This window comes from Novosphingobium sp. ST904 (assembly GCF_001298105.1).
In the GTDB taxonomy this organism is placed as follows: domain Bacteria; phylum Pseudomonadota; class Alphaproteobacteria; order Sphingomonadales; family Sphingomonadaceae; genus Novosphingobium.
Genome location: NZ_LGJH01000147.1, coordinates 69684 through 95974, shown reverse-complemented (window position 1 = coordinate 95974; position 26291 = coordinate 69684). Strand labels below are relative to the sequence as shown.

Below are 26291 nucleotides of genomic sequence, written 5' to 3'. Positions count from 1 at the left end.
CTCCCCCGCCGACGCAGGCCGGGCGGGTCCCCCCCCACCCGAAACTCGCCCGGCCTGCACTTTCATGTACTTGCCGTCCCGCTCCCCGGGTGAGGGGCCATGGCGGCTGGGCCGCGTCCGCGAAATCCCGCAAGAGGCGGATTTTTCCGCCGCCGCCGGGGGCGCGCGCAGGGCCAAGACTCTCTCTTGCATTTTTCCGGCGATGGGCTTATCTGCGCCTCATCCCGACATTGGTGAAACAAGGTTCGGGCTGGCGCCGGAAGGGGCCGGCGCGAAACTGCGTGGCACCTGATGTCGCTTTGATCATCGCGAATCTTACCGGAGAACTGGGCTTGGCCGACATTGCACGCATTACCGAAGTCATCGAGCCGGAGGTAAAGGCCCTCGGATTCGATCTCGTGCGCGTGCGAATCTTCGGCAAGAGCGAAGTGGGCGATGACGAGATCGCGCTCCAAATCATGGCCGAGAACCCGGCGACGGGCCAGCTCGTGATCGATGACTGCGTGAAGCTCTCGCACCGCGTCTCGGACCGCATGGACGCGCTCGAGGAAGCCGGTGAAGTCCTGATCAGCGAAGCCTACCGCCTCGAAGTCAGCTCGCCGGGCATCGACCGTCCGCTCACCCGTCCGCAGGACTATGTGAACTGGGCCGGGCACGAAGCCAAGGTCACGCTGACGGCGCCGGTGGAAGGCAATCGCAAGACGCTCCAGGGCGATCTGGTGGGCCTCGAAGGCGAAGTGGTGACGCTGGACGATCGCAAGTCGGGCCGCGTGACCTTTCCGCTCAGTGATATTCATTCCGCAAGGCTTGTCCTCACCGACAGGCTGATCGCAGCAACCCGCCCGCTGGACGACAGCGGGGCCGACGAGATTGTCGAGGAACAGGAAGACTAAGCCATGGCCAGTGCGATTTCCGCCAACCGCGCCGAGCTGCTCGCGATCGCGAACTCCGTCGCTTCGGAAAAGATGATCGACAAGTCGATCGTCATCGAGGCGATGGAAGAAGCCATCCAGAAGTCGGCCCGCAACCGCTACGGTGCGGAAAACGACATTCGCGCGAAGCTCGATCCGCGCACCGGTGACCTGCGTCTCTGGCGCGTCGTCGAAGTGGTCGAGAACGTCGAGGACTACTTCAAGCAGGTCGATCTCAAGCAGGCCGACAAGCTCCAGAAGGGCGCGCAGCTCGGCGACTTCATCGTCGATCCGCTGCCCCCGGTCGATCTCGGCCGCATCGACGCCCAGTCGGCCAAGCAGGTGATCTTCCAGAAGGTCCGCGACGCCGAGCGTGATCGCCAGTACGAGGAATTCAAGGATCGCGCGGGTGAAGTCATCACCGGCGTCATCAAGTCGGTCGAATTCGGCCACGTGATCGTCAATCTCGGCCGCGCCGAGGGCGTCATCCGCCGCGACCAGCAGATCCCCCGCGAAGCCGCCCGCGTCGGCGAGCGCGTCCGCGCGCTGGTCATGCGCGTCGAGCGCCAGAACCGCGGTCCGCAGATCTTCCTTTCCCGCGCGCACCCGGACTTCATGAAGAAGCTCTTCGCGCAGGAAGTGCCCGAAATCTACGACGGCATCATCGAGATCAAGGCCGCTGCCCGCGATCCGGGCTCGCGCGCCAAGATCGGCGTGATCAGCAACGATCACTCGATCGACCCGGTCGGCGCCTGCGTCGGCATGAAGGGCAGCCGCGTGCAGGCCGTCGTGCAGGAACTGCAGGGCGAGAAGATCGACATCATCCCCTGGAGCGAGGACACCGCGACTTTCGTCGTCAACGCGCTCCAGCCCGCGACCGTCAGCCGCGTCGTCATCGACGAGGAAGAAAGCCGCATCGAAGTCGTCGTGCCCGATGACCAGCTTTCGCTGGCAATCGGCCGCCGCGGCCAGAACGTGCGTCTGGCCTCGCAGCTGACCGCTTCGCAGATCGACATCATGACCGAGGCCGAGGCTTCGGAAAAGCGCCAGAAGGAATTCACCGAGCGCTCCAAGATGTTCGAGGAAGAGCTCGACGTCGACGAAACCCTCTCGCAGCTGCTGGTGGCCGAAGGCTTCAGCGAGCTGGAGGAAGTGGGCTACATCGAGCTGAACGAACTGGCCGCGATCGAGGGCTTCGACGAGGAACTCGCCGAGGAACTGCAGAGCCGCGCCCTCGAAGCGCTCGAGCGCCGCGAGGAAGCGAGCCGCGAGGAACGCCGCGCGCTCGGCGTCGAGGACGCACTGGCCGAACTGCCGCACCTCACCGAGGCCATGCTGGTGGTTCTGGGCAAGGCGGGCATCAAGACGCTGGACGACCTGGCCGATCTCGCCACGGACGAGCTCATCGCCAAGAAGCGCTCCGAGCAGCGCCGCCGCGACGGTTCGGTGAACCGCGCGCGCGTGACGAAGACAAGGGCGGCGTACTCGGCGAGTACGGCCTGAACGAAGAACAGGGTAACGAAATCATCATGGCAGCTCGCGCCCACTGGTTCGAGGACTCGGAAGAGTCCGAACCGCAGACCGAGGAGGCCGCCGATGCGGAATCCTCGCAATGAGCGCGTAAGCTCCGACATTGACGGCGCCGGCCCGGAGAGGAAATGCATTCTCTCCGGTGAGATCGGTGCGCGTGAGGACTTCATCGTCTGGCGATCTCGCCGGACGGATTGGTCCTTCCCGACATCCACGCGCGTGCCCCCGGGCGCGGCGCGTGGATTGGCGTTTCTCGTTCGGACCTTGAAAAATCGCTCGAGAAGGGCAAATTGAAAGGGGCGATGGCGCGTGCCTACAAAGGCGCGCCGCTGGCCATCCCCGAAGACCTTGCCGATCGGATCGAACAGGCGCTTGTCCGCGCACTGGCCGATCGGCTGGGCCTCGAACTGAAATCGGGCAGGCTGCTCATGGGCTCGGACCGCATCGCGCAGAACGCGCGTGAGGGCCGGGTCGCTTGGCTTGCCCACGCCGCCGATGCGAGCGAAGACGGCTCGCGCAAGCTCGACCAGGCCTGGAGAGTCGGGAGCGAGGCGGAAGGAAGCGGTCTAAAGGGCATACGCTTGCCTCTGGACCGGGAGACGCTGTCTGTGGCATTGGGCCGCGACAACGTCGTTCACCTGGCGCTGAACGATCGCGGAGCGGCTCAACGAGTCGCATCGCTGCTGCAGCGCCTTCTGCATTTCCAGGGGCAGCCCCGCACCGAGACGGACGGGGACGGTATGGATGGTGGCAACGGGCCGGCACGCAGCGCCGCGCCCGAGGCGACGAATTGAGACTGAAGGGCACGACGAGAGATATGAGCGAGACCGACAACAAACCGACCCTGGGCCGCAAGCCATTGGGGCTTAAGCGTTCCGTGGAAGCCGGTGAGGTCAAGCAGACCTTCAGCCATGGCCGGACCAACAAGGTCGTGGTCGAGGTAAAGCGCCGCAAGGTGCTCGGCAAGCCGGGTTCCGAAGGCGCCGTCGAAGCCGCGCCCCAGGCCGCACCCGCACCTCAGGCCGCACCTGCTCCGCAGCCGCCGCGCCTCAGCCTGCCCCGCAGCGCGCGGCTCCGCCGCCGCCGCCGCGCAAGCCGATTCCCTCGAACGAGACTCCGCAGGAGCGAGTCGCCCGTCTTCAGCGCGAGGCCGAGGAAGCCCGACTCGCCGCGCTCGAGGAAGCGAACCGCCGTGAACACGAAGAAAAGGTTCGTGCTCACGAGGAAGAGAAGCGCCGCGCCGAAGACAATCGCCGTGCCGAGGAAGAAGCCAAGGTTCGCCAGGCAGAGGAACAGGCGGCCCAGTCCGCTGCGCCCGAGCCTGTTGCTCCCGAGCCTGCCGCTGCCCCGGCGCCGGAAGCCCCGGCCGCAGCTGCTGCTCCGGTGGAACCGGCTGTTGCCGCTCCGGTCGCCAAGGCTGCCGAAAGCGCGCCTGCCGAAGTGAAGGCACCGGAAGCCAAGGCTGCCGCTGCTCCGGCCCCGGCGCCGGTCGCAGCGCCCGTGGCCCCGGCCCCGGCGCGCGTCGCTTCACCCCGGTGAAGCGCCCCGAACCCATCCGCAAGCCGGAACCCGTGGCTCCGGCCGCCGCCAGTGCCGCTTCGGGCAATGCCAATGCCGGCAACGCCGGTTCGGGCAATGCGCCTGCCGCGAACGCCGGTTCGGCGGGTGCCGCCTCGGGCAACACCTCTTCGGGCAACACCTCGGGCGGCAACACCGCCGCGAAGGGCCCGGCCGCGGCCAAGAAGGGCGCTCCGGCTCCCGCTCCGCGCCCCGGCGACCGCGACCGCAAGGGTGGCGATCGCCGCCAGTCGGGCAAGCTCACGGTCAACCGTGCGCTCAACGAGGACGAAGGCGCCCGCGCCCGCTCGCTCGCCGCGCTCAAGCGCGCCCGCGAGAAGGAACGCCGTGCACACTTCGGCGGCTACACGCAGCAGCGTGAAAAGCAGGTCCGCGACGTGGTCGTCCCCGAGGCGATCACCGTGCAGGAACTGGCGAACCGCATGGCCGAAAAGGGCGCCGACCTGGTGAAGGCGATGTTCAAGATGGGCATGATGGTCACCGTCAACCAGACGATCGACCAGGATACCGCCGAACTGCTCGTCACCGAATTCGGCCATAACATCCAGCGCGTGTCCGAAAGCGATGTCGACATCGACACTTCGGCCGACGTCGATGCGGTCGAGACCCTGAAGTCGCGTCCCCCGGTCGTGGCGATCATGGGCCACGTCGACCACGGCAAGACCTCGCTGCTCGATGCGCTGCGCGGTACCGACGTGGTTCGCGGCGAAGCCGGCGGCATCACCCAGCACATGGGCGCCTACCAGATCAAGACCAAGGGCGGCGATCTCGTCACCTTCCTGGACACGCCCGGCCACGCTGCCTTCACCCAGATGCGCATGCGCGGTGCGAACGTCACCGACATCGTCATCCTGGTGGTCGCCGCCGACGACGGCATCATGCCGCAGACGATCGAGGCCATCAATCACACCAAGGCCGCCGGCGTGCCGATGATCGTGGCGATCAACAAGATCGACAAGCACGAAGCCAATGCGCAGCGTGTCCGCGAGCGTCTGCTGGAGCACGAGATCGTCGTCGAGGCGATGTCGGGCGACGTGCAGGACGTCGAGGTTTCGGCCAAGACGGGCGCCGGTCTGGACGAGCTGATCGAGAAGATCCTGCTCCAGGCTGAACTGATGGAGCTCAAGGCCAACCCCGACCGCGAGGCCGAGGCGACCGTGATCGAAGCCAAGCTCGACAAGGGCAAGGGCCCGCTGGCGACCGTGCTGGTGAACCGCGGCACCCTGAAGGTCGGCGACATCCTCGTCGTCGGCACCGAGAGCGGCCGCGTGCGCGCCATGCTCGACGACAAGGGCCGTCAGGTGAAGGCGGCGCCGCCGTCGATGCCGGTCGAAGTGCTGGGTATCGGCGGTGTGCCGATGGCCGGTGACAAGCTGACCGTCGTCGACAGCGAGCAGCGTGCCCGCGAGGTTTCGGCCTACCGTCAGGAACAGGCGACCGCCAAGCGCACCGCCACGGCTCCCGCCAGCATCGACACGATGTTCTCGGCGCTTGCCGCCAAGCAGAGCGTCATCGAGTATCCGGTGGTGGTCAAGGCGGACGTGCAGGGCTCGGTCGAGGCGATCAACGCCGCGCTCCATGCCCTTTCGAACGACGAGATCAAGGTTCGCATCCTGCATTCGGGCGCGGTGCCATCACCGAAACCGACGTGGCCCTGGCTTCGGCCTCGGGTGCGCCGATCGTGGGCTTCAACGTCCGCCCGAACGCCAAGGCGCGCGAGCAGATCGAGAAGACCAAGACGCCGATGATGTACTACGACATCATCTATGAACTGACCGCCGAAGTCGCCAAGCAGATGGCCGGCATCTGGGGTCCGGAACGCATCGAAACCGTCGTCGGTCGCGCTGAGGTCAAGCAGGTCTTCCCGGCCGGCAAGCGCGACAAGGCAGCAGGTCTGCTCGTTGTCGACGGCTTCATCCGCAAGGGTCTCAGCGCGCGTCTTACCCGCAACGATGTCATCGTTTCGGCGACCACGATCTCCTCGCTGCGCCGCTTCAAGGACGACGTGGACGAAGTGCGCGCCGGTCTGGAATGCGGTGTCGTGCTGGCCGATACGAACGACATCAAGGCGGGCGACCACCTCGAAGTCTTCGAAGTCAGCCACCGCGAGCGTACTGTCGGCTAAGGTCCGCAGGACCAGGCTTGCAGGGCTTCGGCTCCTGAGTATCGGACGGCCACCGTCGGGCATGAAGCCCGGCGGTGGCGTCGGTCTTTGGGGAGCCGGGCCGCCGCAAGACGCCGGGCGGAAATGCCGATGCTTCCCTTGCCGGTCTGTTTGAAACGTCGGGATGTGGGTGGATACCGGGGCCGCTATTCGGCCTGCCGCCCGCATCCCCTGGCCATGATGGTGAACCGATGACCCGCTACTGCGCCTTTTTTGCCTCGCTGATCGTCGGCGGGGATCGCCTGTCGATGGCGGATCTGCGCTATGCCTTCGAGCGCGAGGAACTGGAGAATGCCGAAACGGTGATCTCCAGCGGCAATGTCCTGTTCGAATACGAGGAACGCCCGACCGAGGGGCTGGAGGATCTGCTCTCCTACCTGATGCGTGACCGCTTCGACATGTCGGCCTACACGGCCGTCCGCAATCGCGACGAAATTCGCGCGGCGGTGGAGGAAAATCCCTTCGTGGGAAGTGACGACGCCTTCGTCCATACCGTGCTGCTGGAACGGCAGCCGACCAAGCAGCAGTTCGGCCGTCTGGTTGGCGACCACGGCAGTATCGGCGCGGAGCGGCTTGCGCTCGGCGATCGCTGCCTGTTCGTGGATTTCGGCGGGCCGATGGGTGAGAGCCCGCTGACGATGGAATTCATCGAGAAGCGGCTCGGCTGCCGGGGCGCGGCGCGCAACGTGCGCACGCTGGCGCGGATCGTGACCAAGATGTGAAAAGGGGCGCCGTGCCTGGTCCGGCACGGCGCCCCGTCATTCGCGATCCGTTCGCGATCAGCGGAACATGCCGCTGGTCACGGCGGCGACGATGCCGCTGGTGATGCCCACCAGCAGCAGGTCATTGCCCGAGCGCACATAGTGGTAGCCGCGCGGCGGCGCCTTCACGTTGCGGTACTTGCGATAGTCGACGACCTGGTAGTTCGAGGCGCGGTTGCGGTCGAACTTCTCGCCCTTGCGGAACTGGTGCGGACCCTTGTTCTGCTGCGGGGCCTTCCTGGCCGGCGCGTGGTTCGACTGCTGCGAATGGGCCTGCGAACGGTCAGGCTCGTGGCCGCCGGGGGCGGCCATGGCCGGCGCCGCCACGGTCGGCGCGAGCAGGGCGGCGGCGAGCAGGGCAGCGGTGAAATTCCTCATTCGGTAGCTCCTCGAAGTATGACTTGCAGGAGCTAAACCACACAAAGCGGCTTTCGAGCCGTAATCAATTGTTGCAAATTGTCGTCGTCAGCCCACATGGGACAAAGCCATGGTACGCCAGCAAGTAACTCCCGAGCAGCACGCCGTCCGCCTCCTGAAGGTGGGCGAACAGGTGCGTCACGTCCTTTCAGAGATTCTCACCCGCCAGCAGGTGCACGACCAGACACTCAGCACGCATGCGGTGTCCGTTACCGAAGTGCGCATGACGCCCGATCTGCGACATGCGAACGTTTTCGTGAAGCCCCTGCTGGGCGAGGACGAGGAAGCGGTGCTCAAGGCGCTGCGCACGCACACCGCGTTCTTCCAGCGCGAGGTCGCCCAGCGGCTCAAGCTGCGCTACGCGGCGAAGATCCGTTTCCGCGCCGACGAGACCTTCGACGAGGCCAGCCGTATCGATTCGCTGCTGAACGACCCGCGCGTGAAGCGCGATCTGCAGGACAGCGCCGGCGAGGAATGACCTGGCCCGCCTGAGCGCGGGTATCCGGGATCGCCTCAGCCCGCCTCGAAAGTGAGCGCGACCTTGTCCCACCGGCCTTCCGCAAGGTCATGCGGGGCGATCCAGAACTGGTAGAGCCCAAGCTCGCCCCAGTTCCATTCCATCATGTCGTCATGGCCGAGCTGCAGCAGCAGCACGTCGCCGCGATGATCGTCGCGCGCGGCGTGGTGGCGGCTGCCGGGGCCGAAGACCTGGTGCTGGTGCAGGTTGGCGAGGCGGAAGCCCGCGTTGATCCGCGCCAGTTCCGCATCCGGGATCTGCGGCAGCGCTTCCGGCGGTCCCGAAACCATCGCCCGCAGTGAAAGCGCCGCCAGTTCCGCAGGGCTGCGGGGCGCGTGTTGCCGGACCAGTTCCCCGCAGTCCCGGTGGACGTGAGAGAGCACGTCCCGCACCACCGCCAGTTCCTCCGCGCCCAGCGGCGCCCAGGGATCGCGGCCATCGACGAAGCCGTCCATCGCGGCGATGACTTGCGGCAGGGCTTCGTACTGCGCTCGGATGGCCCGAAGCCGCGCATCTTCCCGATCCAGCGCGCGCCGCGCCGCTTCGAGCTGGAGCGGGGTGGTCGAGGGATCGTCTTCCAGCATGTCGAGATCGGCGCGGGCGGCGGCGGTGCGGTCCTCTCGCAATGCGATCAGGCGCGGGGCGCGGTCCATCGCGGCGCGGAACTCCGTGGCCAGATGGATCGCGCCGTGCCACCACATCCAGCTGACCGGCTCTTCCACCGTGAATGGCCCGGTCCGCAGCGGATAGCGGGCGCGCAGGCGATCCAGCATGGCCTGTTCGATCGCCTCGTCGTTTCCGATCTCGCGGTAATCGTTCAGTTCGTCAGGCAGGGTGATGGCGACCGGCTCCACCGGCCAGTATGGAAAGAAGCTGTGGCCGAGACGGGCGGCATCAGCGGGAAGCGCATGGCCGCCTTCGTCATCGGCAGGAGGCAGCTGGGCAGGCGGGGCGGAGAAATCGCCGCTGCCCGGCGGCACCGGGATGACCGCGCCCGGACCGGCGAAGAAGGCAAGCGAACCCTGATGCGGCAGCGGGCTTTCCGGGCATGCCGCGGCGAGTTCCGCCAGATCGATCTGCGCGGCGAAGGGCAGCGGCACGCCGTTCTCGTCTCTCGGCCACGGGGTCTTGCCGAGCCGGGGCAGGCCGCCGAGCCAGCTTGCATCGCCGAACCAGTCGCGCCCGCGCTCGCGCGGCTTGCGGACAAGGACGACGGGGCGCGGCGGGGGAGCGAAGTCTGCGAGTTCGCCGGTGGTCGGCGGCGAGGGCGCGAACCGGCCGTGCGGCCCGGCGATGCGCTGTTCGTCGGTCAGCGGTTCGGGCCGCCAGACCGGACCGGGCGCGGGCTTGCGGCGCGCGAAGCGGGCGGCGAGGAGAACGGCCAGCGACAGCACGAGAGCCAGCGCGAGCGGTGCGATCAGCGCGCCGGTACGGCCAAGGAGCGAAACGAGATCGGCGGCGCGCTGGTCCAGCGGGTCCAGCAATTGCCGCAGCGAGCCGGTGGCATGGGCGGCACGCGGAGCGAGCGCCAGATACCCGGTGGTCAGCCCGGCCAGCGCGAAGATCACGATGACGGCGATCCATCTCTTCATGCCCAACTCCAACCACGGTTGTCGTTCGAGCGGGATTAGATAGCGGCGGAACAATTCATTCAAGCGGGGACAATCGCCGCGTGTGCCGTGCAGGCCGGGAATACGCATGTTATCCCCAGTCGCGATGGCCAAGCTCTATTTCTACTATGCCAGCATGAATGCCGGGAAGTCGGCGACTTTGCTTCAGGCGAATTTCAATTACCACGAACGCGGCATGCGCACGATGCTCTGGACCGCGGGGCTGGACGACCGCAGCGAGGCGCGGGGCGAGGATCACGCGATCGAAAGCCGCATCGGCCTCCATGCCGAAGCGCGCCGTTTTCTGACCGATACCGACCTGGTGGCACACGTGAAGGCGGTCCACGCGGTGGAGCCGCTGTCCTGCGTGCTGGTCGACGAGGCGCAGTTCCTGACGCCTGGGCAGGCCTGGCAATGCGCCCATATCGCCGACCGGCTGAACATCCCGGTGCTGTGCTACGGGCTGCGCACCGATTTCCGGGGCGAACTGTTCCCCGGTTCGGCGGTATTGCTGGGTATCTCCGATGCCCTGATCGAACTGAAAGCCGTGTGCCACTGCGGCCGCAAGGCGACGATGAACTTGCGGGTCGATGCCGCGGGCGGCGCCGTTCACGAAGGCGCGCAGACCGAGATCGGCGGCAACGATCGCTATGTGGCGCTGTGCCGCAAGCATTTCGGCGAAGCGCTCGGGCGGTGACGGGCCCATTGCGGGCGAGCGCATGCGCACCTAGATCACGGGCATGAACCAGACCCTGCTGCAGGCCGCAGCGCTCGTCATTCCCCTGATCCTTGCCATCGTCTTCCACGAAGTGGCGCATGGCTGGACCGCGCTCGCGCTGGGCGATCCCACCGCGCGGGAGCAGCGGCGGCTGTCGCTCAATCCGCTGCGCCACGTCGATCCTGTGGGCACGGTCATCCTCCCCGGTGCGCTGGCGCTGGCCGGCGCGCCGATCTTCGGATGGGCCAAACCGGTGCCGGTCAACCGCTGGCGCCTGCGCGATCCGAAGCGGGGGATGATGGTGGTCGCGGCGGCGGGGCCGGTTTCCAATCTCGTGCTGGCGGCGATCGGCGCGGTGCTGCTGGGACTGCTGGTGAGGCTGGCGGGGTCGTCCGAGAGCGATGTGCTTCAGTTCGCCGGGCAGAACCTCAACAACTTCATGATGATCAACGTCTTCCTCGCGCTGTTCAACCTCCTGCCGATCCCGCCGTTCGACGGATCGCACATCGTCGAGGGACTGCTGCCGCGCGGGCTGGCGGAGCCCTATGCACGGCTTCGCCCCTATGGTTTTCCGCTGTTGATCGTGCTCCTGCTCGTCGTTCCCTACTTCTTCCCGCAGTGGGGGCTGGTCGGCCGCCTTGTCGTGCCGCCGGTCATGTGGGCGACCGGGCACTACTACGCCCTCGCGCAGTTCGTGGCAGGAGACTGAGCCGCCGTTTCGGCGGACGATCGTTGACAAACCGGCCCGGCGCGACTTGGGGAGAGGGATGAATGCACCCGCCCAGACTCGCCCGGCTCCGCATGGCTGGATCATCCTCGACAAGCCGCTGGGGCTAGGCTCGACGCAGGCCGTCGCCGCCGTGAAGCGCAACTTGCGCGAGGCGGGCTACGGCAAGAAGGTCAAGGTCGGCCACGGCGGCACACTCGATCCGCTGGCGACCGGCGTGCTGCCGGTTGCGCTGGGCGAGGCGACCAAGCTGGCCGGGCGCATGCTCGATGCCAGCAAGAGCTACCTTTTCACCGTGCGCTTCGGTTCGGAAACCGACACGCTCGACCTCGAAGGCAAAGTGATCGCCACAAGCGACGTGCGCCCGGCGCTTGAGCAGGTGGAGGCGGTGCTGCCGCGCTTCACCGGCCCGATCGAACAGGTGCCGCCGATCTATTCCGCCCTGAAGGTCGATGGCGAGCGGGCTTACGACCTTGCGCGTGCCGGGCAGGAGGTCGAGCTGAAGACCCGCGCGGTCACTATCCTCGATTTGCGCCTCGAACGATTCGATCCGGAGGAGGGGGCGACATTGCTCGCCCACGTCTCCAAGGGAACCTATATCCGATCCCTGGCCCGGGACGTCGCGCAAGCTCTTGGAACGCGCGGAACAGTGACCATGCTGCGCCGCGTGAAGGCCGGCCCGTTCGACCTGTCTCACGCGATTTCGCTGGACAAATTGAACGAAATCGGCAAGGGCGCACCGCTTGAACAGATACTCTTGCCACTTGAGGTGGGGCTGGACGACATCCCGGCCATCGACCTCGGTCCGGAGCAGGTAAGGGCGGTCCGACAGGGCCGCGTTCTGACCGGACTGCCCCATGATGACGGGCTCTGCTGGGCGCGAGAAGGGATCATTCCCGTCGCGCTCATGGAGCTTTCGGGCGGCGAAGCCCGCGTTGTCAGGGGGTTCAACCTATCGGATGTCGCGGAGTAAAGTTTATGTCGGTTACCGCTGAAAAGAAGCAGGACATCATTTCGGACAACGCACGCGTCGCTGGCGACACGGGCAGCCCGGAAGTTCAGGTCGCGATCCTCACCGAGCGCATCCGCAACCTGACCGAGCACTTCAAGGCTCACCACAAGGACAACCACTCGCGTCGCGGTCTGCTGGCCATGGTCAACAAGCGCCGCTCGCTGCTCGACTACCTTAAGAAGAAGGACGTCGCGCGGTACAACGCCCTGATCCAGAAGCTGGGTCTGCGTAAGTAAGACTAACGGGAGGCGGCCCCTAGCGGGCCGCTTCTTGCATCAGGGGTCGGTCCGCAATTCGGCGGCAGACCCAGGGGCCCCACAGCGGCTCCATACCGGACCGGGACGGCATACCCGGCAGTAAACCCCGCCGTGCAATAGGGCCGGTGGGCTGAGGAAAACCTCTTATGTTCGACGTCAAAACCGTAAGCATGGAGTGGGGCGGCAAGACGCTCACTCTGGAAACCGGCCGCGTTGCCCGTCAGGCTGACGGCGCGGTCCTCGCCACCTATGGCGAAACGGTCGTGCTCTGCGCGGTTACCGCCGCCAAGTCGGTGAAGGAAGGCCAGGACTTCTTCCCGCTGACCGTGCACTACCAGGAAAAGTTTTCGTCCGCAGGACGCATCCCGGGTGGCTTCTTCAAGCGCGAACGCGGCGCCACCGAAAAGGAAACGCTGACCAGCCGCCTGATCGACCGTCCGGTCCGTCCGCTGTTCCCCGAAGGTTTCTACAACGAAATCAACGTCATCTGCCAGGTCCTGAGCTATGACGGCGAAACCGAGGCCGACATCGTTGCGATGATCGCCGCTTCGGCCGCGCTGACCATCTCGGGCGTGCCCTTCATGGGCCCGATCGGCGCCTGCCGCGTCGGCTTCGTCGACGGCGAATACACGCTGAACCCGAAGCAGACCGCCGCGCTGGCCGATGGCCGCCTCGATCTCGTCGTCGCCGCTACCGGCAACGCCGTGATGATGGTGGAATCGGAAGCCAAGGAACTGACCGAGGAAGAGATGCTCGGCGCCGTCATGTTCGCGCATGACGAATGCCGCAAGGTCGTGAACCTTGTCATCGACCTCGCCGAGCAGGCCGCCAAGGACCCCTGGGAAATCGACCTGTCGGACAATACCGCCGACATCAAGGCGAAGCTCAAGAAGGCCGTCGGCAAGGACGTTACCGCCGCCTACAAGCTGACCGACAAGTCGGCCCGCGCCAATGCGCTGAACGCCGCCCGTGCCAAGGCCAAGGAAGCCTTCTCGGACGAAACGCCGCAGACGCAGATGGTCGCCATCAAGACCATGAAGAAGCTGGAAGCGGAAATCGTTCGCGGCGCCATCCTCAAGGACGGCAAGCGTATCGACGGCCGCAAGCTCGACCAGGTCCGCCCCATCGAATCGATGGTCGGCTTCCTGCCGCGCACCCACGGTTCGGCGCTGTTCACCCGCGGTGAAACGCAGGCGATCTGCACCACCACGCTGGGCACCAAGGACGCCGAGCAGATGATCGACGGCCTCGAAGGCCTGTCGTACTCGTCGTTCATGCTGCACTACAACTTCCCGCCCTACTCGGTCGGCGAAGTGGGTCGCTTCGGCGCCCCGGGCCGCCGCGAAATCGGCCACGGCAAGCTGGCATGGCGCGCGCTGCACCCGGTGCTGCCCGCCAAGGAAGACTTCCCCTACACCATCCGCATCCTGTCGGACATCACCGAGTCGAACGGCTCGTCCTCGATGGCGACGATCTGCGGCGGCTGCCTTTCCATGATGGACGCGGGCGTTCCCGTGATCCGTCCGGTTTCGGGCATCGCCATGGGCCTGATCCTGGAAGGCGAAGACTTCGCCGTCCTCTCGGACATCCTGGGCGACGAGGATCACCTCGGCGACATGGACTTCAAGGTGGCAGGCACCGAACTCGGCATCACCACGATGCAGATGGACATCAAGATCGCCGGCATCACCAAGGAAATCATGGGCAAGGCGCTCGAGCAGGCGAAGGCCGGCCGCGCGCACATCCTGGGTGAAATGACCAAGGCGCTCGGTTCCTCGCGTACCGAACTGTCGGCTCACGCCCCGCGCATCGAGACGATCCAGATCGACAAGTCGAAGATCCGTGACGTCATCGGCACCGGCGGCAAGGTCATCCGCGAGATCGTCGCCGAAACCGGCGCCAAGGTCGACATCGACGATGAAGGCGTGATCAAGATCTCGTCGTCCGACATCGCCCAGATCGAAGCCGCCAAGAAGTGGATCCTCGGCATCGTCGAGGAAGCGGAAGTCGGCAAGATCTACAACGGCAAGGTCGTCAACATCGTCGACTTCGGCGCTTTCGTGAACTTCATGGGTGGCAAGGACGGTCTCGTCCACGTCTCCGAAATGAAGAACGAGCGTGTCGAAAAGCCGACCGACGTCGTGAAGGAAGGCCAGGAAGTCAAGGTCAAGGTCCTCGAGATCGATCCGCGCGGCAAGGTTCGCCTGTCGATGCGCGTCGTCGACCAGGAAACCGGTGCCGAGCTGGAAGACACCCGTCCGGCCCGCGAACCGCGCGAACCGCGCGGCGATCGTGGTCCCCGCGACGATCGCGGCGGTGACCGTCGTGGTCCGCGCCGTGACGGCGGCCGTGGCGGCAACGATCGTGGCCCGCGCGGCGATCGCGGTCCCCGTGGTCCGCGTGATGGCGGCAATGGCGGCGGCGATCCCGACCACCTGCCGGCGTTCCTCAAGGAGGACTGATCGCGGCGCGATCGGCCTTTCAGGACCCGAAAAGACGAAGGGGCCGCAGCGATGCGGCCCCTTTTTCGTGTTCGGGACAGGACCGGGCGGAGGCTTTCAGTTGGTGGCTATCAGGCCGAGGCGGTCAGGCGCAGGGCGCTCTTGTCCTCGGCCTTGCCGCGGCGGGAGGCGATGACGACGCGGTTCTTGCCGGCCTGCTTGGCGGCGTAGAGCGCATTGTCGGCCATGGGTACGAGGTCGGCGGCGCCGGTTGCCGTTTCGGGCACGGCGGCCACGCCGAAAGAGGCGCTGATCTGCGCGGCATGGATTTCCGAAAGCCCCTCGATCCGCTTGCGCAGGATTTCGGCCTTGGCGGCGGCATTGTCGATGCTGCACTTGGGCATGATCACCAGCAGTTCCTCGCCGCCGTAGCGGGCCACCACGTCGGACGGCCGCAGTGTTCCCACCAGTTGTCCGGCAACGTCGCGCAGAACCGCATCGCCCTTGGCGTGGCCGTAATCGTCGTTCAGGCGCTTGAAGTTGTCGAGGTCGATCATCAGCACCGAAGTTGCCGTGCCGGTGCGCTGGGCGAGGCTGATGTAGCGTTCGAGCGCGTCTTCCATGTAGCGGCGGTTGTAGAGCCCCGTCAGCGGATCGCGCAGGGACTGCGTGCGCAGCTTTTCGCGCAAGGTGATGTTGGACAGCGCGAGCGACATCGAATCCGCCAGCGCGCGTGCCACGCGGAGCAGGTCCGTCAGCCGTTCGAGCGCGTCCGGCGCCTCGCTGGCGAACACCAGCAGCCCGAATACCTGCCCCCGCGCCATCATCGGCACTTCGATGGTGGAACTGCCACCGATCGGATGGAGGCAGCATAACGTGCCGCTGCGCGCGTCGTTGATATGGGGCTTGCCACGCTTGAGTGCCCAGCAATTGTCAGGGAACAGCGTGCAGGGCGGCTCGAAATCCTCGCTCCGGCTCCATGACTTGGCCAGGTCCAGCCGGTCTCGGGAATTGTTGAAGACGTAAAGCGCGCCGCTGAAGCCGGGCAGCAGGCGTTCCGCGCTTGCCCGCAGGACGGCGCCGGCATCTTCGTGGTTTTCCGCCGCCTGTAGCATGTCGGTCATCGCGAAGAGTTCCTCAAGCTGGCGCCGGGCCTCTCCGGCTTCGTCGATCAGCTTGAGGTGGGAATCGAGTTCGGCCACCGCGCGGCGTCCGTAGCGGATGCCGACGGCAAGAGTGGCAATCGCGCCGATCGCCGCAACGGCGGCGAAGCCATGCGAAACCGCGCCCTCGGTGAAGATGCTGGCCACGGCACCGGCCGCGCTTGCCGCCTGAACGAGATGAACCGAGGCGCGGCGAGCGCTTGTCAGTTTTCTGTTCGGCGAAAGTATACTTTCAATCGGCACCATGGCCCGCGCCCCCTGTGACGGGATGAAAGAGTACCGCCTGCGTACTAACAAACGATAACGGGTAGGGTTACGACGGGGTAAACACGCCGCTTATTCAACAATATATCACGGAATCTGCTTGTTAAATTTGCGCAATCGCATCGATAGCGCCGCCGCGTCGACAAATTCATCGCCGGGGCATTCGTGCGCTCGCCCGGACTCGTGGCCTGCGCGCGGGGCGGCGAGACCCGGGCCGGACATGTCGCGGAAAATGCGGCGTGGTAAAATGAGAATGCGATTGACTCGCAATATCGATGAAATCTATGCCCCCGCGCGAAGGAACAGGGGGTTTCATGTTCAGGTTTTCCGCATTGCTTTCGAGCGTCGCCATGGCTGCGCTCGCCGTTCCCGCCCACGCGCAGGGCGCTCCGGTCGACGAGGTTTCCGGGCCTGACGACATCATCGTCACCGGCGAGAAGAGCGCCCGCACGCTTCAGGAGACGCCGACCAGCATCGCCGTCACCACATCCGAGAAGATCGAGCGGGAAAACCTGATCACCATTCAGGACGTCTACAACCGCACCGCGAACCTTTCCGAGACCTATGGCTCGTCGGGCTTCACCATTCGCGGCGTCAGCAATACCGGCGTGGGCGCCGGCGGTCAGGCCGATGCGGCGAGCGTCTACGTCGATGGCGCGCCGATCCCCAAGTGGGCGCTCTATGGCGGCCCGACCGACATGTGGGACGTGCAGCAGGTCGAAGTCCTGCGGGGGCCGCAGTCCACCATCCAGGGGCTCAATGCGCTGGCGGGCGGTATCGTCATCACCAGCAAGAACCCTGCTCTCGACCGCTGGAGCGGCGATGCGCGCGTGCTCTGGACCGAGCATGACGATCGCACTTTCTCCGCCGCGATCGGCGGTCCGATCATCAGGGACGAACTGGGCGTACGCCTTTCGGCCGAGCGGCGGGCGGATCGCGGGCTGGTGCGCAACGTCACGCGCGGCGGTTATGACGACGCGCTGAAATCGCTGAACCTGCGCGGCAAGGTCATGTGGACGCCGAGCGCGATTCCCGGCCTCGAAGCGGTGGCCAGCTATAACCGCGTGCGGCGCGACGGCGGCTATCTCTACGAATATTCGCGGACCGACGTGCCGGACTACTTCGATCACCGTATCTCGACCGGCGATCAGCCCAGCCGCGGCAAGATCGACAGCGATCTGGCGGTGCTGAACCTCAGCTATCCGCTGGCAGGCGGGCTCAAGCTGTCGAGCGTGACTTCGTGGAACCGTTCCAAGGTCCACTCGGTGATCGACACCGACGGTACGCCGGAAGATATCCAGGCGATCGACAACCGCTACCTCTACAGGACGCTGACGCAGGAACTGCGCCTCAATTACGAGGACGAGCGGCTGAGCGGGCTGCTGGGCGCGTGGTACTATCGCCGCACCGGCGCGATCGACCAGAACAGCCGCGTCAACATCGCCACGCCGACCGCGACGATCGCGGGGCTGCTTCAAGCCAACGGTTTCAACGCGGCAACCGCGCAGTCCATCGCTACGGCTTATGCGGCCCAGCTTCCGGTCATCCCGGTTGCCTATAGCGCCGAGCAGCCCGAGAAGGTCGAGACGATGGCCCTGTTCGGCGATGCCCGCTTCAAGCTGACCGACCGGCTGACGCTGATCGGAGGCTTCCGCTTCGATCACGAGCGCAACCGTTACGCGGCGGAGACCGTGGCCGCCTTCAACGGCACCCTGCCGGACGTGAACTTCATGGGCACGGCCTATGCGCCGGTCATCTCGGTCATCAACCAGGGCGTGCTCGGCCTCGTTTCCGATGCTTCCTCGCCGCTGGCCTCCAACAGCCGCACGTTCAACGCCTTCCTGCCCAAGGCCGGGATCAGCATGGACTGGACGCCCGACCTCACCACCGCCTTCACCGTGCAGCGGGCCTACCGCTCGGGCGGGTCGAGCCAGAACCCGCGCGCGCCGAACTGGTGCCCTACGATTCCGAATTCAGCTGGAACTACGAAGGCTCGCTGCGCTCCAAGTGGCTGGGCGGCCGCCTGACGCTTAACGCCAACCTCTTCTACATGGAGTGGAAGGACCAGCAGGTCACCGCCTACTTCGGGCTGAACGCCTATGACTACAACACCGTCAACGCGGCGGGATCGCATCTCTACGGGTTCGAGGTGGAGGCGAACGCCGCCGTGGCGACGGGTATCGATCTCTATGCATCGGTCGGGCACGTTCGCACCCGGTTCGACGATTTCACCCTGCCGACGGGCGCCACCAGCACGGTCGATCTCCAGGGCACGCAGTTCCCCTATGCCCCGCGATGGACGCTTTCGGGCGGCGCGAACGCGCAGTTCGGCGGCGGGTTCACCGCGAACGTCAACGCCAATTACCGCACCTCGGTCTATACCGGGGTCGGGCAGGACCAGGCGCAGTACAAGGTTTCGGCCCGTACCGTGGTGAACGGCAAGCTCGGCTACGAGACCGGGAACTGGTCGCTCTTCGTCTTCGCCCGCAACATCTTCAACGAGAAGTACAAGCAGTACGAATATGCGGCGATCCACCAGGCGATCCTGGGTGAGCCGCAGACCTTCGGCCTGGGCGCCGGGGTCCACTGGTGATCTGGCCGGCAAGCCTCCTGCTGATGGCGGGGGGCGCGTCCGGCGCCTTCCTGCTGCGGCGATCGTGGCTGCGGCGTGACGGTTCGGCCCTTGGCCTGGTGGCCGGGGGCTGGTTCGTCCTGCTCGGCTTCCTGCTGGCGGCGGCATTCGCGATCGGCCCGGTGAAGGGAACCGCGCTGGCGCTCGTCATGGAAGGCATCGGGGCGCTCGTCGTGATCTGGCTGGGCCGGGTCCGGCGCAAGGCCGCGCGCCTGCGCGAGGCGGACACCGCGCCCGAACCGCTGGAGGAACCGGGCCGCTTCTGGCGCGGCGTCCTGCGCACGCTGCTAGCCGGGCCGCTCGGCATGACTGCGGCGATGGCGGTGGCCTTCTGCGTGACCGTCTACCTGCCGGGCGATCCGCGCACCCGGATCGTTCTGGGCGGGCTGCTGATGCCGGTGCTCTGGGGCCTTGCCATGACCTGGACCCTCGCGGACCGCCGCATCCTGCGCGCCGCGGCGGTGCTGGTGGGCACCAGCGTGATCGGCTTCGGCCTTGCCCATCTGGGAGCCTCGTGATGAGCAATACCCGCAAGAAACAGTGGCGCTGGCCGATCTCGCCCGAGACGGTGCGTTCGGTGCTCAGCAGCCATTCGATCCTCGGCCTCGCCTTTGCGGCGGTGATCTATCTCGTCTGCGTGACCGGGACCGTGGCCGTCCTTGCGCCGGATCTCGAACGCTGGGAAGTTCCCGCCACGCCGGTGGCGCGAAGCCTGAGCGATCGGGCTGCCGCACGCGCCATCGCCGAGGGCGCGAAGGAGACGCCCGCCGACGCCGCGTTGTACCTGACCCTGCCGAGCGCCGCCAGCGAGGGGGCCACGCTGGTCGCCTATAGCCCGACGTTCGAGCGCAAGTGGGCGGTGGCGCAGGACGGTTCGCTTTCGCGGCTCGAAGCGGTCTGGACCGAGTTCCTGATCCACCTTCACGTCAACCTGCACCTGCCGCGAAGCTGGGGCGAGTTCATCGTCGGGCTGACCGGCGTGGCGCTGCTGTCCTCCCTCGTTTCGGGGATTCTCGCCCATCCGCGGGTGCTGCGCGATGCCTTCCACTTGCGCCTCGGCGGTTCGCGGCGGCTGCAGGAGGCGGATCTGCACAACCGGCTCGGCATCTGGGCGCTGCCGTTCCACTTCACCCTGGCGCTGACCGGGGCGCTGCTGGGCCTCAGCACCATCATCGTCGCGGTGCTGGCCCTGCTGCTCTACCCGCAAGGCGGGATGAAGAAGGTCTACGAACTGTTCCTCGATGCGCCGCCGCCCGTCGATACGCGCGCCGTTCCGCTGCCGGATATCGCTGCCCTCATGGCCGAGGCGCGCGCGCATTCGCCCGAGGCCCGGCCGCAGAGCGTCGTGGTCGAACGGCCCGGCCGCGCCGACATGCGCATTGCGGTTCACGGCGGACGGGACCGGCTTCTGGTCCAGCAGGACGAGACCCGTTTCGATGCCGCCGGCAAGGCCATCGCGCAGGAGCATCCCGAAGACATCGCCACCGGAACCCGCATCCTTGGCGGTATCGGCCAGTTGCACTTCGGCTGGTACGGCGGACTGCCGGTGCGGATCGCCTATGCCTTGCTGGGCGCGGCGCTTTGCGTGGTGACGTCGAGCGGGGTGACGATCTGGCTCGCCCGCCGCCGCGACCGGGGCCGCGCGGCCCCGCAGTGGGAGCGGATCTGGGCCGCCGTCTGCTGGGGGCAGCCCGCGATCCTCGCCATGACCGCGCTGCTGGCGAGATTCGCACCCGAAGCGCCGCTTCCGCAGGCATGGCTGGGGCTCACCGTCCTGTCGATAGTGGCCTCGGCGCTGGCAAGGTCGGTTTCCGGACCCCGGCTCGCACGGGGCTGGCGCTGGGCCTTGGCGGGGTTGCTGGCGATGCTGGCCCTGATCCACGGCGCGGCGGCCTTGCCCGGCGGCGGATCGCTGCTGATCGATGTCCTGCTGCTGGCGGGCGGAGCGGGCCTGCTGGCCTCGCTCCTGCGCGGCCGCGCGGCCTAGGCACCTCGCCCCCCCCCCGGGACGCCCCTCGGGAACAGTTGATCATGAGCCCCGTTCATGACGGCATGCGATTTAGCGCAGTGCCGTTTGGCGCGCCTGTGCGTTATCGTGCCAGATGGACGGTCATGCGTCCCCATGGTGCGAAAAGGACGGGCAATGAGCGAAACGGCGCATTTCGAGGTATCCAGACGGGCGGTTCTGGCGGGTGGCGCGGCAAGCGTCGGAATTTCCGCCATTCCTTCCGTCGCGGAAGGAGCGGCACCCATGGCACAGCAGCCCCCGTCGATGGCAGTCACGTTCAAGGTCAACGGCAAGCCGCAGGCGCTCCTGCTCGATACGCGCACCACGTTGCTCGATGCGCTTCGCGACCATATCGGCCTGATGGGCACCAAGAAGGGCTGCGACCACGGACAGTGCGGCGCCTGCACGGTGCTGGTGGGCGGCACGCGCATCAATTCCTGCCTGAGCCTGGCGGTCATGCACGAAGGCGACGAAGTCACCACGATCGAAGGGCTCGGCACGCCGGATGGCCTGCATCCGATGCAGGCGGCCTTCGTCAAGCACGACGGTTTCCAGTGCGGTTATTGCACGCCGGGACAGATCTGCTCTGCGGTGGCGGTGCTGGAGGAGATCAGGGCGGGCGTTCCCAGCCATGTGCAGGCCGATGTCGGCAGCGCGCCGGAGATTACCGCGCTTGAAATGCGTGAACGCATGAGCGGCAATATCTGCCGCTGCGGCGCCTATTCCAACATCGCCGAGGCCATGGCCGAAGTGGCGGGCGTGCGGATCGCCGAAACCCACGATGCGGAGGTCGAAGCATGAGGGCCTTCACTTATGAACGGGCGCGGACGCCCGCCGCTGCCGCCGCTGCCGTCGCCGCGAAAAAGGGCGCGAAGTTCATCGCGGGCGGCACCAACCTGCTCGACCTGATGAAGCTGGAGATCGAGACGCCGACCCATCTGGTCGACGTGCAGGACCTCGGGCTGGACCGGATCGAGGAGACGAAGGACGGCGGCCTGCGCATCGGCACGCTGGTCAGCAATACCGCGCTGGCATCGGACCGCCGGGTGCGCAAGGACTACGGCGTGCTGACCCGGGCCATCGTCGCGGGGGCATCGGGCCAGCTTCGCAACAAGGCGACCACCGGCGGCAACCTGCTCCAGCGCACGCGCTGCCCCTATTTCTACGATACCAACCAGGCGTGCAACAAGCGCCGGCCCGGCTCGGGCTGTGCGGCGATCGGCGGCGTCAACCGCCAGCTCGGTGTGATCGGCACGAGCGATGCCTGCATCGCCACGCATCCCAGCGACATGGCCGTGGCCCTGCGCGTGCTCGATGCCTCGGTGGAAACCGTCGATGCAGGCGGCAAGACGCGCAGCATTCCGGTGGCGGAATTCCACCGCCTGCCCGGCGATACCCCGCATGTGGAGAACGCGCTCCAGCCCGGCGAGCTGATTACCGCCGTGACCCTGCCCGCCCCGATCGGCGGCAGCCACTTCTACCACAAGGTTCGCGACCGTGCTTCCTATGCCTTCGCGCTCGTCTCGGTCGCGGCGGTGCTGAACGCGGACGGCAGCGGCCGGGTCGCCTTCGGCGGCGTTGCGCCGAAGCCGTGGCGGGTGGAGGCTGCCGATGCGCAATTGCCTGCCGGTGCCGGCGCGGCGGCACGCGCGGCTTTCGCGGGCGCTCGTCCCACGCACGAGAACGCTTTCAAGATCACGCTGGCCGAGCGCACGCTGGCGGCTCTCATCGCGGAGAACAGGGCATGAAGTTCGAAACGCCCGCAGGCACCAATCCCATCGATGCGATGAAGGTGATCGGCAAGGCCGTCGACCGCGTGGACGGCAGGCTCAAGACCACCGGACAGGCGCCCTATGCCTATGAGCACCGGGAGGTGCCGGGCAAGCCCGCCTATGGCTTCGTGATCGGTGCCGGGATCGCCAAGGGCCGTATCGCCACGTTCAACGCGGACGACGCGCGGCGGATGCCGGGCGTTCTGGCCATCGTGTCGGCCGAGAACGCGCAGCCGCTGGGCAAGGGCAGCATGAACACCGCCAAGCTGCTGGGCGGGCCCAATATCGATCATTACCATCAGGCCCTTGCCGTGGTGATGGCGGAAAGCTTCGAACAGGCGCGCTCTGCCGCCAATGCTGTGCGGATCACGTACGAGCGCGCGGCGGGACGCTTCGATCTCGCCAAGGAGAAGCCGGGCGCCCAGCCGCTGACCGGCAACGATGCCGACACCCACACCGGAGACTTCGCGGGTGCTTTCGCCGCGGCTCCCGTGCAGATCGACCAGACTTACACCACGCCCGATCACAACCACGCGATGATGGAGCCTTTCGCCACGATCGCCTGGTGGGAAGGCGATGCGCTCACGCTCTGGACCTCGAACCAGATGATCGCCTGGAACAAGCGGGAACTGGCGGCGACGTTCAAGATGCCGCCGGAGAAGGTGCGCGTCATGTCTCCCTATGTCGGCGGCGGCTTTGGCGGAAAGCTGTTCCTGCGCGCCGATGCGGTGATGGCCGCGCTGGGCGCCAAGGCTTGCGGAAGGCCGGTCAAGATCGCCTTGCCGCGCCCGTTCATGGTCAACAATGCCACGCACCGTCCGGCGACGATCCAGCGTATCCGCCTCGGCGCGACGAAGGACGGCAAGCTGACCGCCATCGGCCACGAAAGCTGGTCCGGCGATCTGCCCGGCGGCGGGCCGGAAGGGGCGACGCAGCAGACCAAGCTGCTCTACGCCGGTGCGAACCGCCTCACCGCCCTGCGGCTGGCCGAACTCGACCTGCCCGAAGGCAACGCCATGCGCGCGCCGGGCGAGGCGCCGGGGCTCATGGCGCTGGAGATCGCGGTGGACGAGATGGCCGAGAAACTGGGCATGGACCCGGTGAAGTTCCGCGTGCTCAACGATACGCAGGTCGATCCCGAGCATCCCGAGCGGCCGTTCTCGCAGCGCAACCTGGTGCGCTGCCTCGAGGACGGCGCGCGGCGTTTCGGCTGGGACCGGCGCAGCGCCAGACCGGCGCAAGTGCGTGACGGGCGCTGGCTCGTCGGGCTCGGCGTGGCGGCGGCGTTCCGCAACAACATCAACATGACTTCGGCGGCGCGCGTGCGCCTGTCGGGTGACGGCATGGTCACGGTGGAGACCGACATGACCGACATCGGCACCGGCTCCTACACCATCATCGCCCAGACCGCGGCGGAGATGATGGGCCTGCCGGTGGAGAAAGTGCGCGTGAAGCTGGGCGATTCCTCGTTCCCGGCCTCGGCGGGCTCGGGCGGGCAATGGGGCGCCAACAGCGCGACTTCGGGGGTCTACGCGGCCTGCGTGAAGCTGCGCGAGATGGCGGCGCAGCAACTCGGCATGGACCCGCAGGCGGCCGAATTCGCCGATGGCGAGATTCGCGCGGGCAACCGTTCGGCACGGCTGGCCGATGCCGCGAAATCGGGCGAACTCGTTGCCGAAGAGACGATGCAGTGGGGCGATCTCGCCAAGAAGTTCCAGCAATCGACCTTCGGCGCGCACTTCGTGGAAGCGGCAGTGGATTCTTATACCGGCGAAGTCCGCGTGCGGCGGATGCTGGCGGTCTGCGCGGCCGGGCGCATCCTCAACCCCAAGACCGCGCGCAGCCAGGTGATCGGCGCGATGACCATGGGCGTGGGCGGCGCGTTGATGGAGGAACTGGCGGTGGACAAGCGTTTCGGCTTCTTCGTCAACCACGACCTTGCCGGATACGAAGTGCCGGTCCACGCCGACATCCCGCATCAGGAAGTGGTGTTCCTGGACGAGGCGGACGACAAGGTCTCGCCGATGAAGGCCAAGGGCGTGGGCGAACTCGGGCTTTGCGGCGTGGGGGCGGCAGTGGCCAACGCGGTCTATAACGCGACGGGCGTCCGCATTCGCGACTATCCGATCACGCTGGACAAGCACCTCGCGAAGCTGCCGGCGATTGCCTAGCCGAAAAGTGCCGCGATCAGTTCCGGCGCCGACGGGAAATAGAAGTGCATGTAGCTCGCGGTGAGCGAGCCCTGCCGGAATATCCGCTCGCCCTTGCGCCCGTCCGGCGTGCGGGCGAGCGCTGCGGGTTCAAGGCCGGTTTCCAGCATGGAGTAATGGAACGTGTGGCCGCGGACTGCGTGGCCGCCGAGTTCGGCTTCCTGCATGCCCAGTGCGGCAAGCCGGGGCTGCATCCTGGCCTGGGCGGGCAGCAGCCCCAGCATCGGTGCACTCGTGCCCGATGCGTCCTCCAGCCGTTCGCAGGCGTAGAGCATGCCGCCGCACTCGGCGAGGATCGGGCGTTCGGCCAGGAAATGCTCCCGTATGGCCCCGATCATCGTCCGGTTCGCGGTGAGCGCGCAGAGGTGAAGTTCGGGATAGCCGCCGGGCAGCCAGAGCGCGTCGCATTCCGGCAGCGCCGTGTCGCGCAGGGGCGAGAAGAATGACAGCCGGGCGCCCGCGCTTTCGAGAAAGGCGAGGTTGGCCGGGTAGATGAACCCGAACGCCTCGTCCCGGGCCACGGCGATGCGCCGGCCCGCCAGCGAGGGCGGCGGCGCGGCGGGGCGCGGGGCGGCCGGGAAGGACACCGGTTCCGGCAGCCACAGGGCGCTTTCGGGCAGGAGATCGGCGGCGCGGTCTATCCGCGCTTCGATATCGGGGACTTCACGGCCTGCACCAGTCCGAGATGACGTTCGGCAGGCCGGCACCCTCGTCGCGCCGCATCGCGCCGAGCCATTGCACGCCTTCCCTCAGGCCGCGTTCCAGCAGTTCGGCATGGCGTTCGCTGCCCACGCGGTTGGCGAGCACGGCGGCGAGGGTCACATCGTCGCGGTAAGTCGCCAGACCGTGGACGAGCGCGCCGAAAGTCTGCGCCATGGAGGAACCGTCCATCACCGCCATAACCGGAAGGCCGAAATGCCGGGCGAGGTCGGCGGAGGACGGGGTGCCGTCGAACAGGCCCATCACCCCTTCGACAAGGATCAGGTCGGCCTCCAGCGCCGCTTCGTGCAGCAGCGCGCGGCACTGGTCTTCGCCGCACATGAACAGGTCCAGCTGGTGGACGGGCGCGCCGCTGGCGATCTGGTGGACCATCGGGTCGAGGAAGTCCGGCCCGCACTTGAACACCCGCACCCGGCGCCCGGCACGGACATGGCGGCGGGCGAGGGCGGCGGTCACCAGCGTCTTGCCCTGTCCCGAGGACGGCGCGGCGACGAGCAGGGCGGGGCAGGCGGTCATCGGGCAGCCACCGCGCGGAGGCACGGATATCGCCCGGACGGAAAGGCTCGGCAGTGGTGCATGATGGTTCGGTTCCCCCCTTCCGGCGGCCGGACCTATGGCACTTCGCAAGGCTGCGCAAGCAGCGCGCTCTTGCACGCCGGACCGCCACCCGATAGGGCCGCCGCTGCGACAGGTTCCCCGCGAGGGGATCAAAAGGGAACGCGGGTTCAAGACCCGGGCTGCCCCTGCAACTGTAAGCGGAGAGCCGTGCGGCCATTTCGCCATTGGGGGTGCAAATCCCTGAGAAGGCGGCCGAAACGGCATTGACCCGTGAGCCAGGAGACCTGCCTGCCGCAGTCGTTCTTCGACCGGACAGGGTGA

At 66.9% G+C, this 26291-nt stretch carries 18 protein-coding genes, 4 pseudogenes and 1 riboswitch; of the genes and pseudogenes, 17 read left to right on the top strand and 5 right to left on the bottom strand.

Annotated features, from left to right (window positions below):
* Positions 1-332 precede the first annotated feature (332 nt).
* From rimP to ADT71_RS14795, 5 genes and pseudogenes are all read left to right on the top strand, one after another.
* Complete coding sequence (gene rimP, locus ADT71_RS14815; RefSeq protein ID WP_054438005.1) at positions 333-893, top strand: ribosome maturation protein RimP; 561 nt, start codon at positions 333-335, stop codon at positions 891-893.
* 3 nt (positions 894-896) lie between these two features.
* Positions 897-2527, top strand: a pseudogene (gene nusA / locus ADT71_RS14810) (transcription termination factor NusA).
* Positions 2508-3235, top strand: a pseudogene (locus ADT71_RS14805) (DUF448 domain-containing protein). Before nusA ends, ADT71_RS14805 begins: the two co-directional pseudogenes overlap by 20 nt.
* Positions 3236-3258: 23 nt before the next feature.
* A pseudogene (infB, locus tag ADT71_RS14800) lies at positions 3259-6144 on the top strand (translation initiation factor IF-2).
* A gap of 230 nt (positions 6145-6374) precedes the next feature.
* A complete protein-coding gene (locus ADT71_RS14795) occupies positions 6375-6905 on the top strand; it encodes a DUF1697 domain-containing protein (RefSeq protein WP_054437985.1) in 531 nt (176 codons plus the stop codon).
* 57 nt (positions 6906-6962) lie between these two features.
* Here ADT71_RS14795 and ADT71_RS14790 read toward each other — a convergent pair whose 3' ends face one another.
* Positions 6963-7322 carry an RcnB family protein gene (locus tag ADT71_RS14790; RefSeq protein ID WP_054437983.1) on the bottom strand — a complete coding sequence of 120 codons (360 nt, stop codon included), beginning with the start codon at positions 7320-7322 and terminating at the stop codon, positions 6963-6965.
* 109 nt (positions 7323-7431) lie between these two features.
* Between ADT71_RS14790 and rbfA the strand changes: the two genes are divergently transcribed.
* Positions 7432-7839, top strand: a complete 408-nt coding sequence (gene rbfA / locus ADT71_RS14785) for a 30S ribosome-binding factor RbfA (RefSeq protein ID WP_054437981.1) — start codon at positions 7432-7434, stop codon at positions 7837-7839.
* 35 nt (positions 7840-7874) lie between these two features.
* Here the strand turns inward: rbfA and ADT71_RS14780 are convergent, their stop codons facing one another.
* Complete coding sequence (locus ADT71_RS14780) at positions 7875-9470, bottom strand: DUF1963 domain-containing protein (RefSeq protein ID WP_054437979.1); 1596 nt, start codon at positions 9468-9470, stop codon at positions 7875-7877.
* Between the two features lie 124 nt (positions 9471-9594).
* Between ADT71_RS14780 and ADT71_RS14775 the strand changes: the two genes are divergently transcribed.
* The 5 genes from ADT71_RS14775 to pnp all read left to right on the top strand — a co-directional run bounded on the left by ADT71_RS14775 (position 9595) and on the right by pnp (position 14664).
* Entirely contained in the window at positions 9595-10185 is a 591-nt protein-coding gene (locus ADT71_RS14775) for a thymidine kinase (RefSeq protein WP_054437978.1), read from the top strand.
* Positions 10186-10228: 43 nt separating this feature from the next.
* The gene (locus tag ADT71_RS14770) at positions 10229-10915 is read left to right on the top strand and encodes a site-2 protease family protein (protein WP_054437976.1); all 687 of its coding nucleotides are present in this window, start codon (positions 10229-10231) and stop codon (positions 10913-10915) included.
* A gap of 58 nt (positions 10916-10973) precedes the next feature.
* On the top strand, positions 10974-11906 hold the full coding sequence (gene truB, locus ADT71_RS14765; protein ID WP_054437974.1) for a tRNA pseudouridine(55) synthase TruB: 933 nt from the start codon (positions 10974-10976) through the stop codon (positions 11904-11906).
* Between the two features lie 5 nt (positions 11907-11911).
* Entirely contained in the window at positions 11912-12181 is a 270-nt protein-coding gene (gene rpsO / locus ADT71_RS14760; protein WP_021232261.1) for a 30S ribosomal protein S15, read from the top strand.
* A gap of 167 nt (positions 12182-12348) precedes the next feature.
* A complete protein-coding gene (pnp, locus tag ADT71_RS14755; protein ID WP_054437972.1) occupies positions 12349-14664 on the top strand; it encodes a polyribonucleotide nucleotidyltransferase in 2316 nt (771 codons plus the stop codon).
* Between the two features lie 110 nt (positions 14665-14774).
* On the opposite strand, the gene ADT71_RS14750 is transcribed toward pnp, so the two are convergent.
* Positions 14775-15953 (bottom strand): sensor domain-containing diguanylate cyclase, encoded by a 1179-nt coding sequence (locus ADT71_RS14750; protein ID WP_165913232.1) that lies wholly within the window; start codon positions 15951-15953, stop codon positions 14775-14777.
* A gap of 431 nt (positions 15954-16384) precedes the next feature.
* Here ADT71_RS14750 and ADT71_RS14745 point away from each other — a divergent pair.
* The 6 genes and pseudogenes from ADT71_RS14745 (at position 16385) to paoC (ending at position 24653) form a co-directional block, all read left to right on the top strand.
* Positions 16385-18663: pseudogene (locus ADT71_RS14745) on the top strand (TonB-dependent receptor).
* Positions 18657-19220, top strand: a complete 564-nt coding sequence (locus ADT71_RS14740) for a hypothetical protein (protein ID WP_054437967.1) — start codon at positions 18657-18659, stop codon at positions 19218-19220. The pseudogene ADT71_RS14745 and the gene ADT71_RS14740 overlap by 7 nt, the downstream one beginning before the upstream one ends.
* Positions 19220-20689, top strand: a complete 1470-nt coding sequence (locus ADT71_RS14735) for a PepSY domain-containing protein (RefSeq protein ID WP_054437965.1) — start codon at positions 19220-19222, stop codon at positions 20687-20689. Before ADT71_RS14740 ends, ADT71_RS14735 begins: the two co-directional genes overlap by 1 nt.
* 156 nt (positions 20690-20845) lie before the next feature.
* Entirely contained in the window at positions 20846-21511 is a 666-nt protein-coding gene (gene paoA, locus ADT71_RS14730) for an aldehyde dehydrogenase iron-sulfur subunit PaoA (RefSeq protein WP_054437962.1), read from the top strand.
* Entirely contained in the window at positions 21508-22458 is a 951-nt protein-coding gene (locus tag ADT71_RS14725) for a xanthine dehydrogenase family protein subunit M (RefSeq protein WP_054437960.1), read from the top strand. Before paoA ends, ADT71_RS14725 begins: the two co-directional genes overlap by 4 nt.
* Positions 22455-24653 (top strand): aldehyde oxidoreductase molybdenum-binding subunit PaoC, encoded by a 2199-nt coding sequence (gene paoC, locus ADT71_RS14720; RefSeq protein WP_054437958.1) that lies wholly within the window; start codon positions 22455-22457, stop codon positions 24651-24653. Before ADT71_RS14725 ends, paoC begins: the two co-directional genes overlap by 4 nt.
* Here paoC and ADT71_RS33705 read toward each other — a convergent pair.
* The gene (locus ADT71_RS33705; RefSeq protein ID WP_231635894.1) at positions 24650-25399 is read right to left on the bottom strand and encodes a hypothetical protein; all 750 of its coding nucleotides are present in this window, start codon (positions 25397-25399) and stop codon (positions 24650-24652) included. The two genes, paoC and ADT71_RS33705, sit on opposite strands and share 4 nt — an antisense overlap.
* On the bottom strand, positions 25356-25928 hold the full coding sequence (locus ADT71_RS33700) for a hypothetical protein (protein ID WP_231635893.1): 573 nt from the start codon (positions 25926-25928) through the stop codon (positions 25356-25358). Before ADT71_RS33700 ends, ADT71_RS33705 begins: the two co-directional genes overlap by 44 nt.
* Before the next feature lie 156 nt (positions 25929-26084).
* Positions 26085-26277: riboswitch (cobalamin riboswitch) on the top strand.
* The last annotated feature ends 14 nt before the right edge of the window (positions 26278-26291 follow it).

Coding starts and splice junctions, on each gene's coding strand:
- rpsO (WP_021232261.1), top strand. CDS start 11,912: ATGTCGGTTACCGCTGAAAAGAAGCAGGACATCATTTCGGACAACGCA.
- pnp (WP_054437972.1), top strand. CDS start 12,349: ATGTTCGACGTCAAAACCGTAAGCATGGAGTGGGGCGGCAAGACGCTC.
- rbfA (WP_054437981.1), top strand. CDS start 7,432: ATGGTACGCCAGCAAGTAACTCCCGAGCAGCACGCCGTCCGCCTCCTG.
- ADT71_RS14780 (WP_054437979.1), bottom strand. CDS start 9,470: ATGAAGAGATGGATCGCCGTCATCGTGATCTTCGCGCTGGCCGGGCTG.
- ADT71_RS14795 (WP_054437985.1), top strand. CDS start 6,375: ATGACCCGCTACTGCGCCTTTTTTGCCTCGCTGATCGTCGGCGGGGAT.
- ADT71_RS14790 (WP_054437983.1), bottom strand. CDS start 7,322: ATGAGGAATTTCACCGCTGCCCTGCTCGCCGCCGCCCTGCTCGCGCCG.
- ADT71_RS14725 (WP_054437960.1), top strand. CDS start 21,508: ATGAGGGCCTTCACTTATGAACGGGCGCGGACGCCCGCCGCTGCCGCC.
- ADT71_RS14775 (WP_054437978.1), top strand. CDS start 9,595: ATGGCCAAGCTCTATTTCTACTATGCCAGCATGAATGCCGGGAAGTCG.
- ADT71_RS14770 (WP_054437976.1), top strand. CDS start 10,229: ATGAACCAGACCCTGCTGCAGGCCGCAGCGCTCGTCATTCCCCTGATC.
- ADT71_RS14735 (WP_054437965.1), top strand. CDS start 19,220: ATGAGCAATACCCGCAAGAAACAGTGGCGCTGGCCGATCTCGCCCGAG.
- truB (WP_054437974.1), top strand. CDS start 10,974: ATGAATGCACCCGCCCAGACTCGCCCGGCTCCGCATGGCTGGATCATC.
- ADT71_RS33700 (WP_231635893.1), bottom strand. CDS start 25,928: ATGACCGCCTGCCCCGCCCTGCTCGTCGCCGCGCCGTCCTCGGGACAG.
- paoC (WP_054437958.1), top strand. CDS start 22,455: ATGAAGTTCGAAACGCCCGCAGGCACCAATCCCATCGATGCGATGAAG.
- paoA (WP_054437962.1), top strand. CDS start 20,846: ATGAGCGAAACGGCGCATTTCGAGGTATCCAGACGGGCGGTTCTGGCG.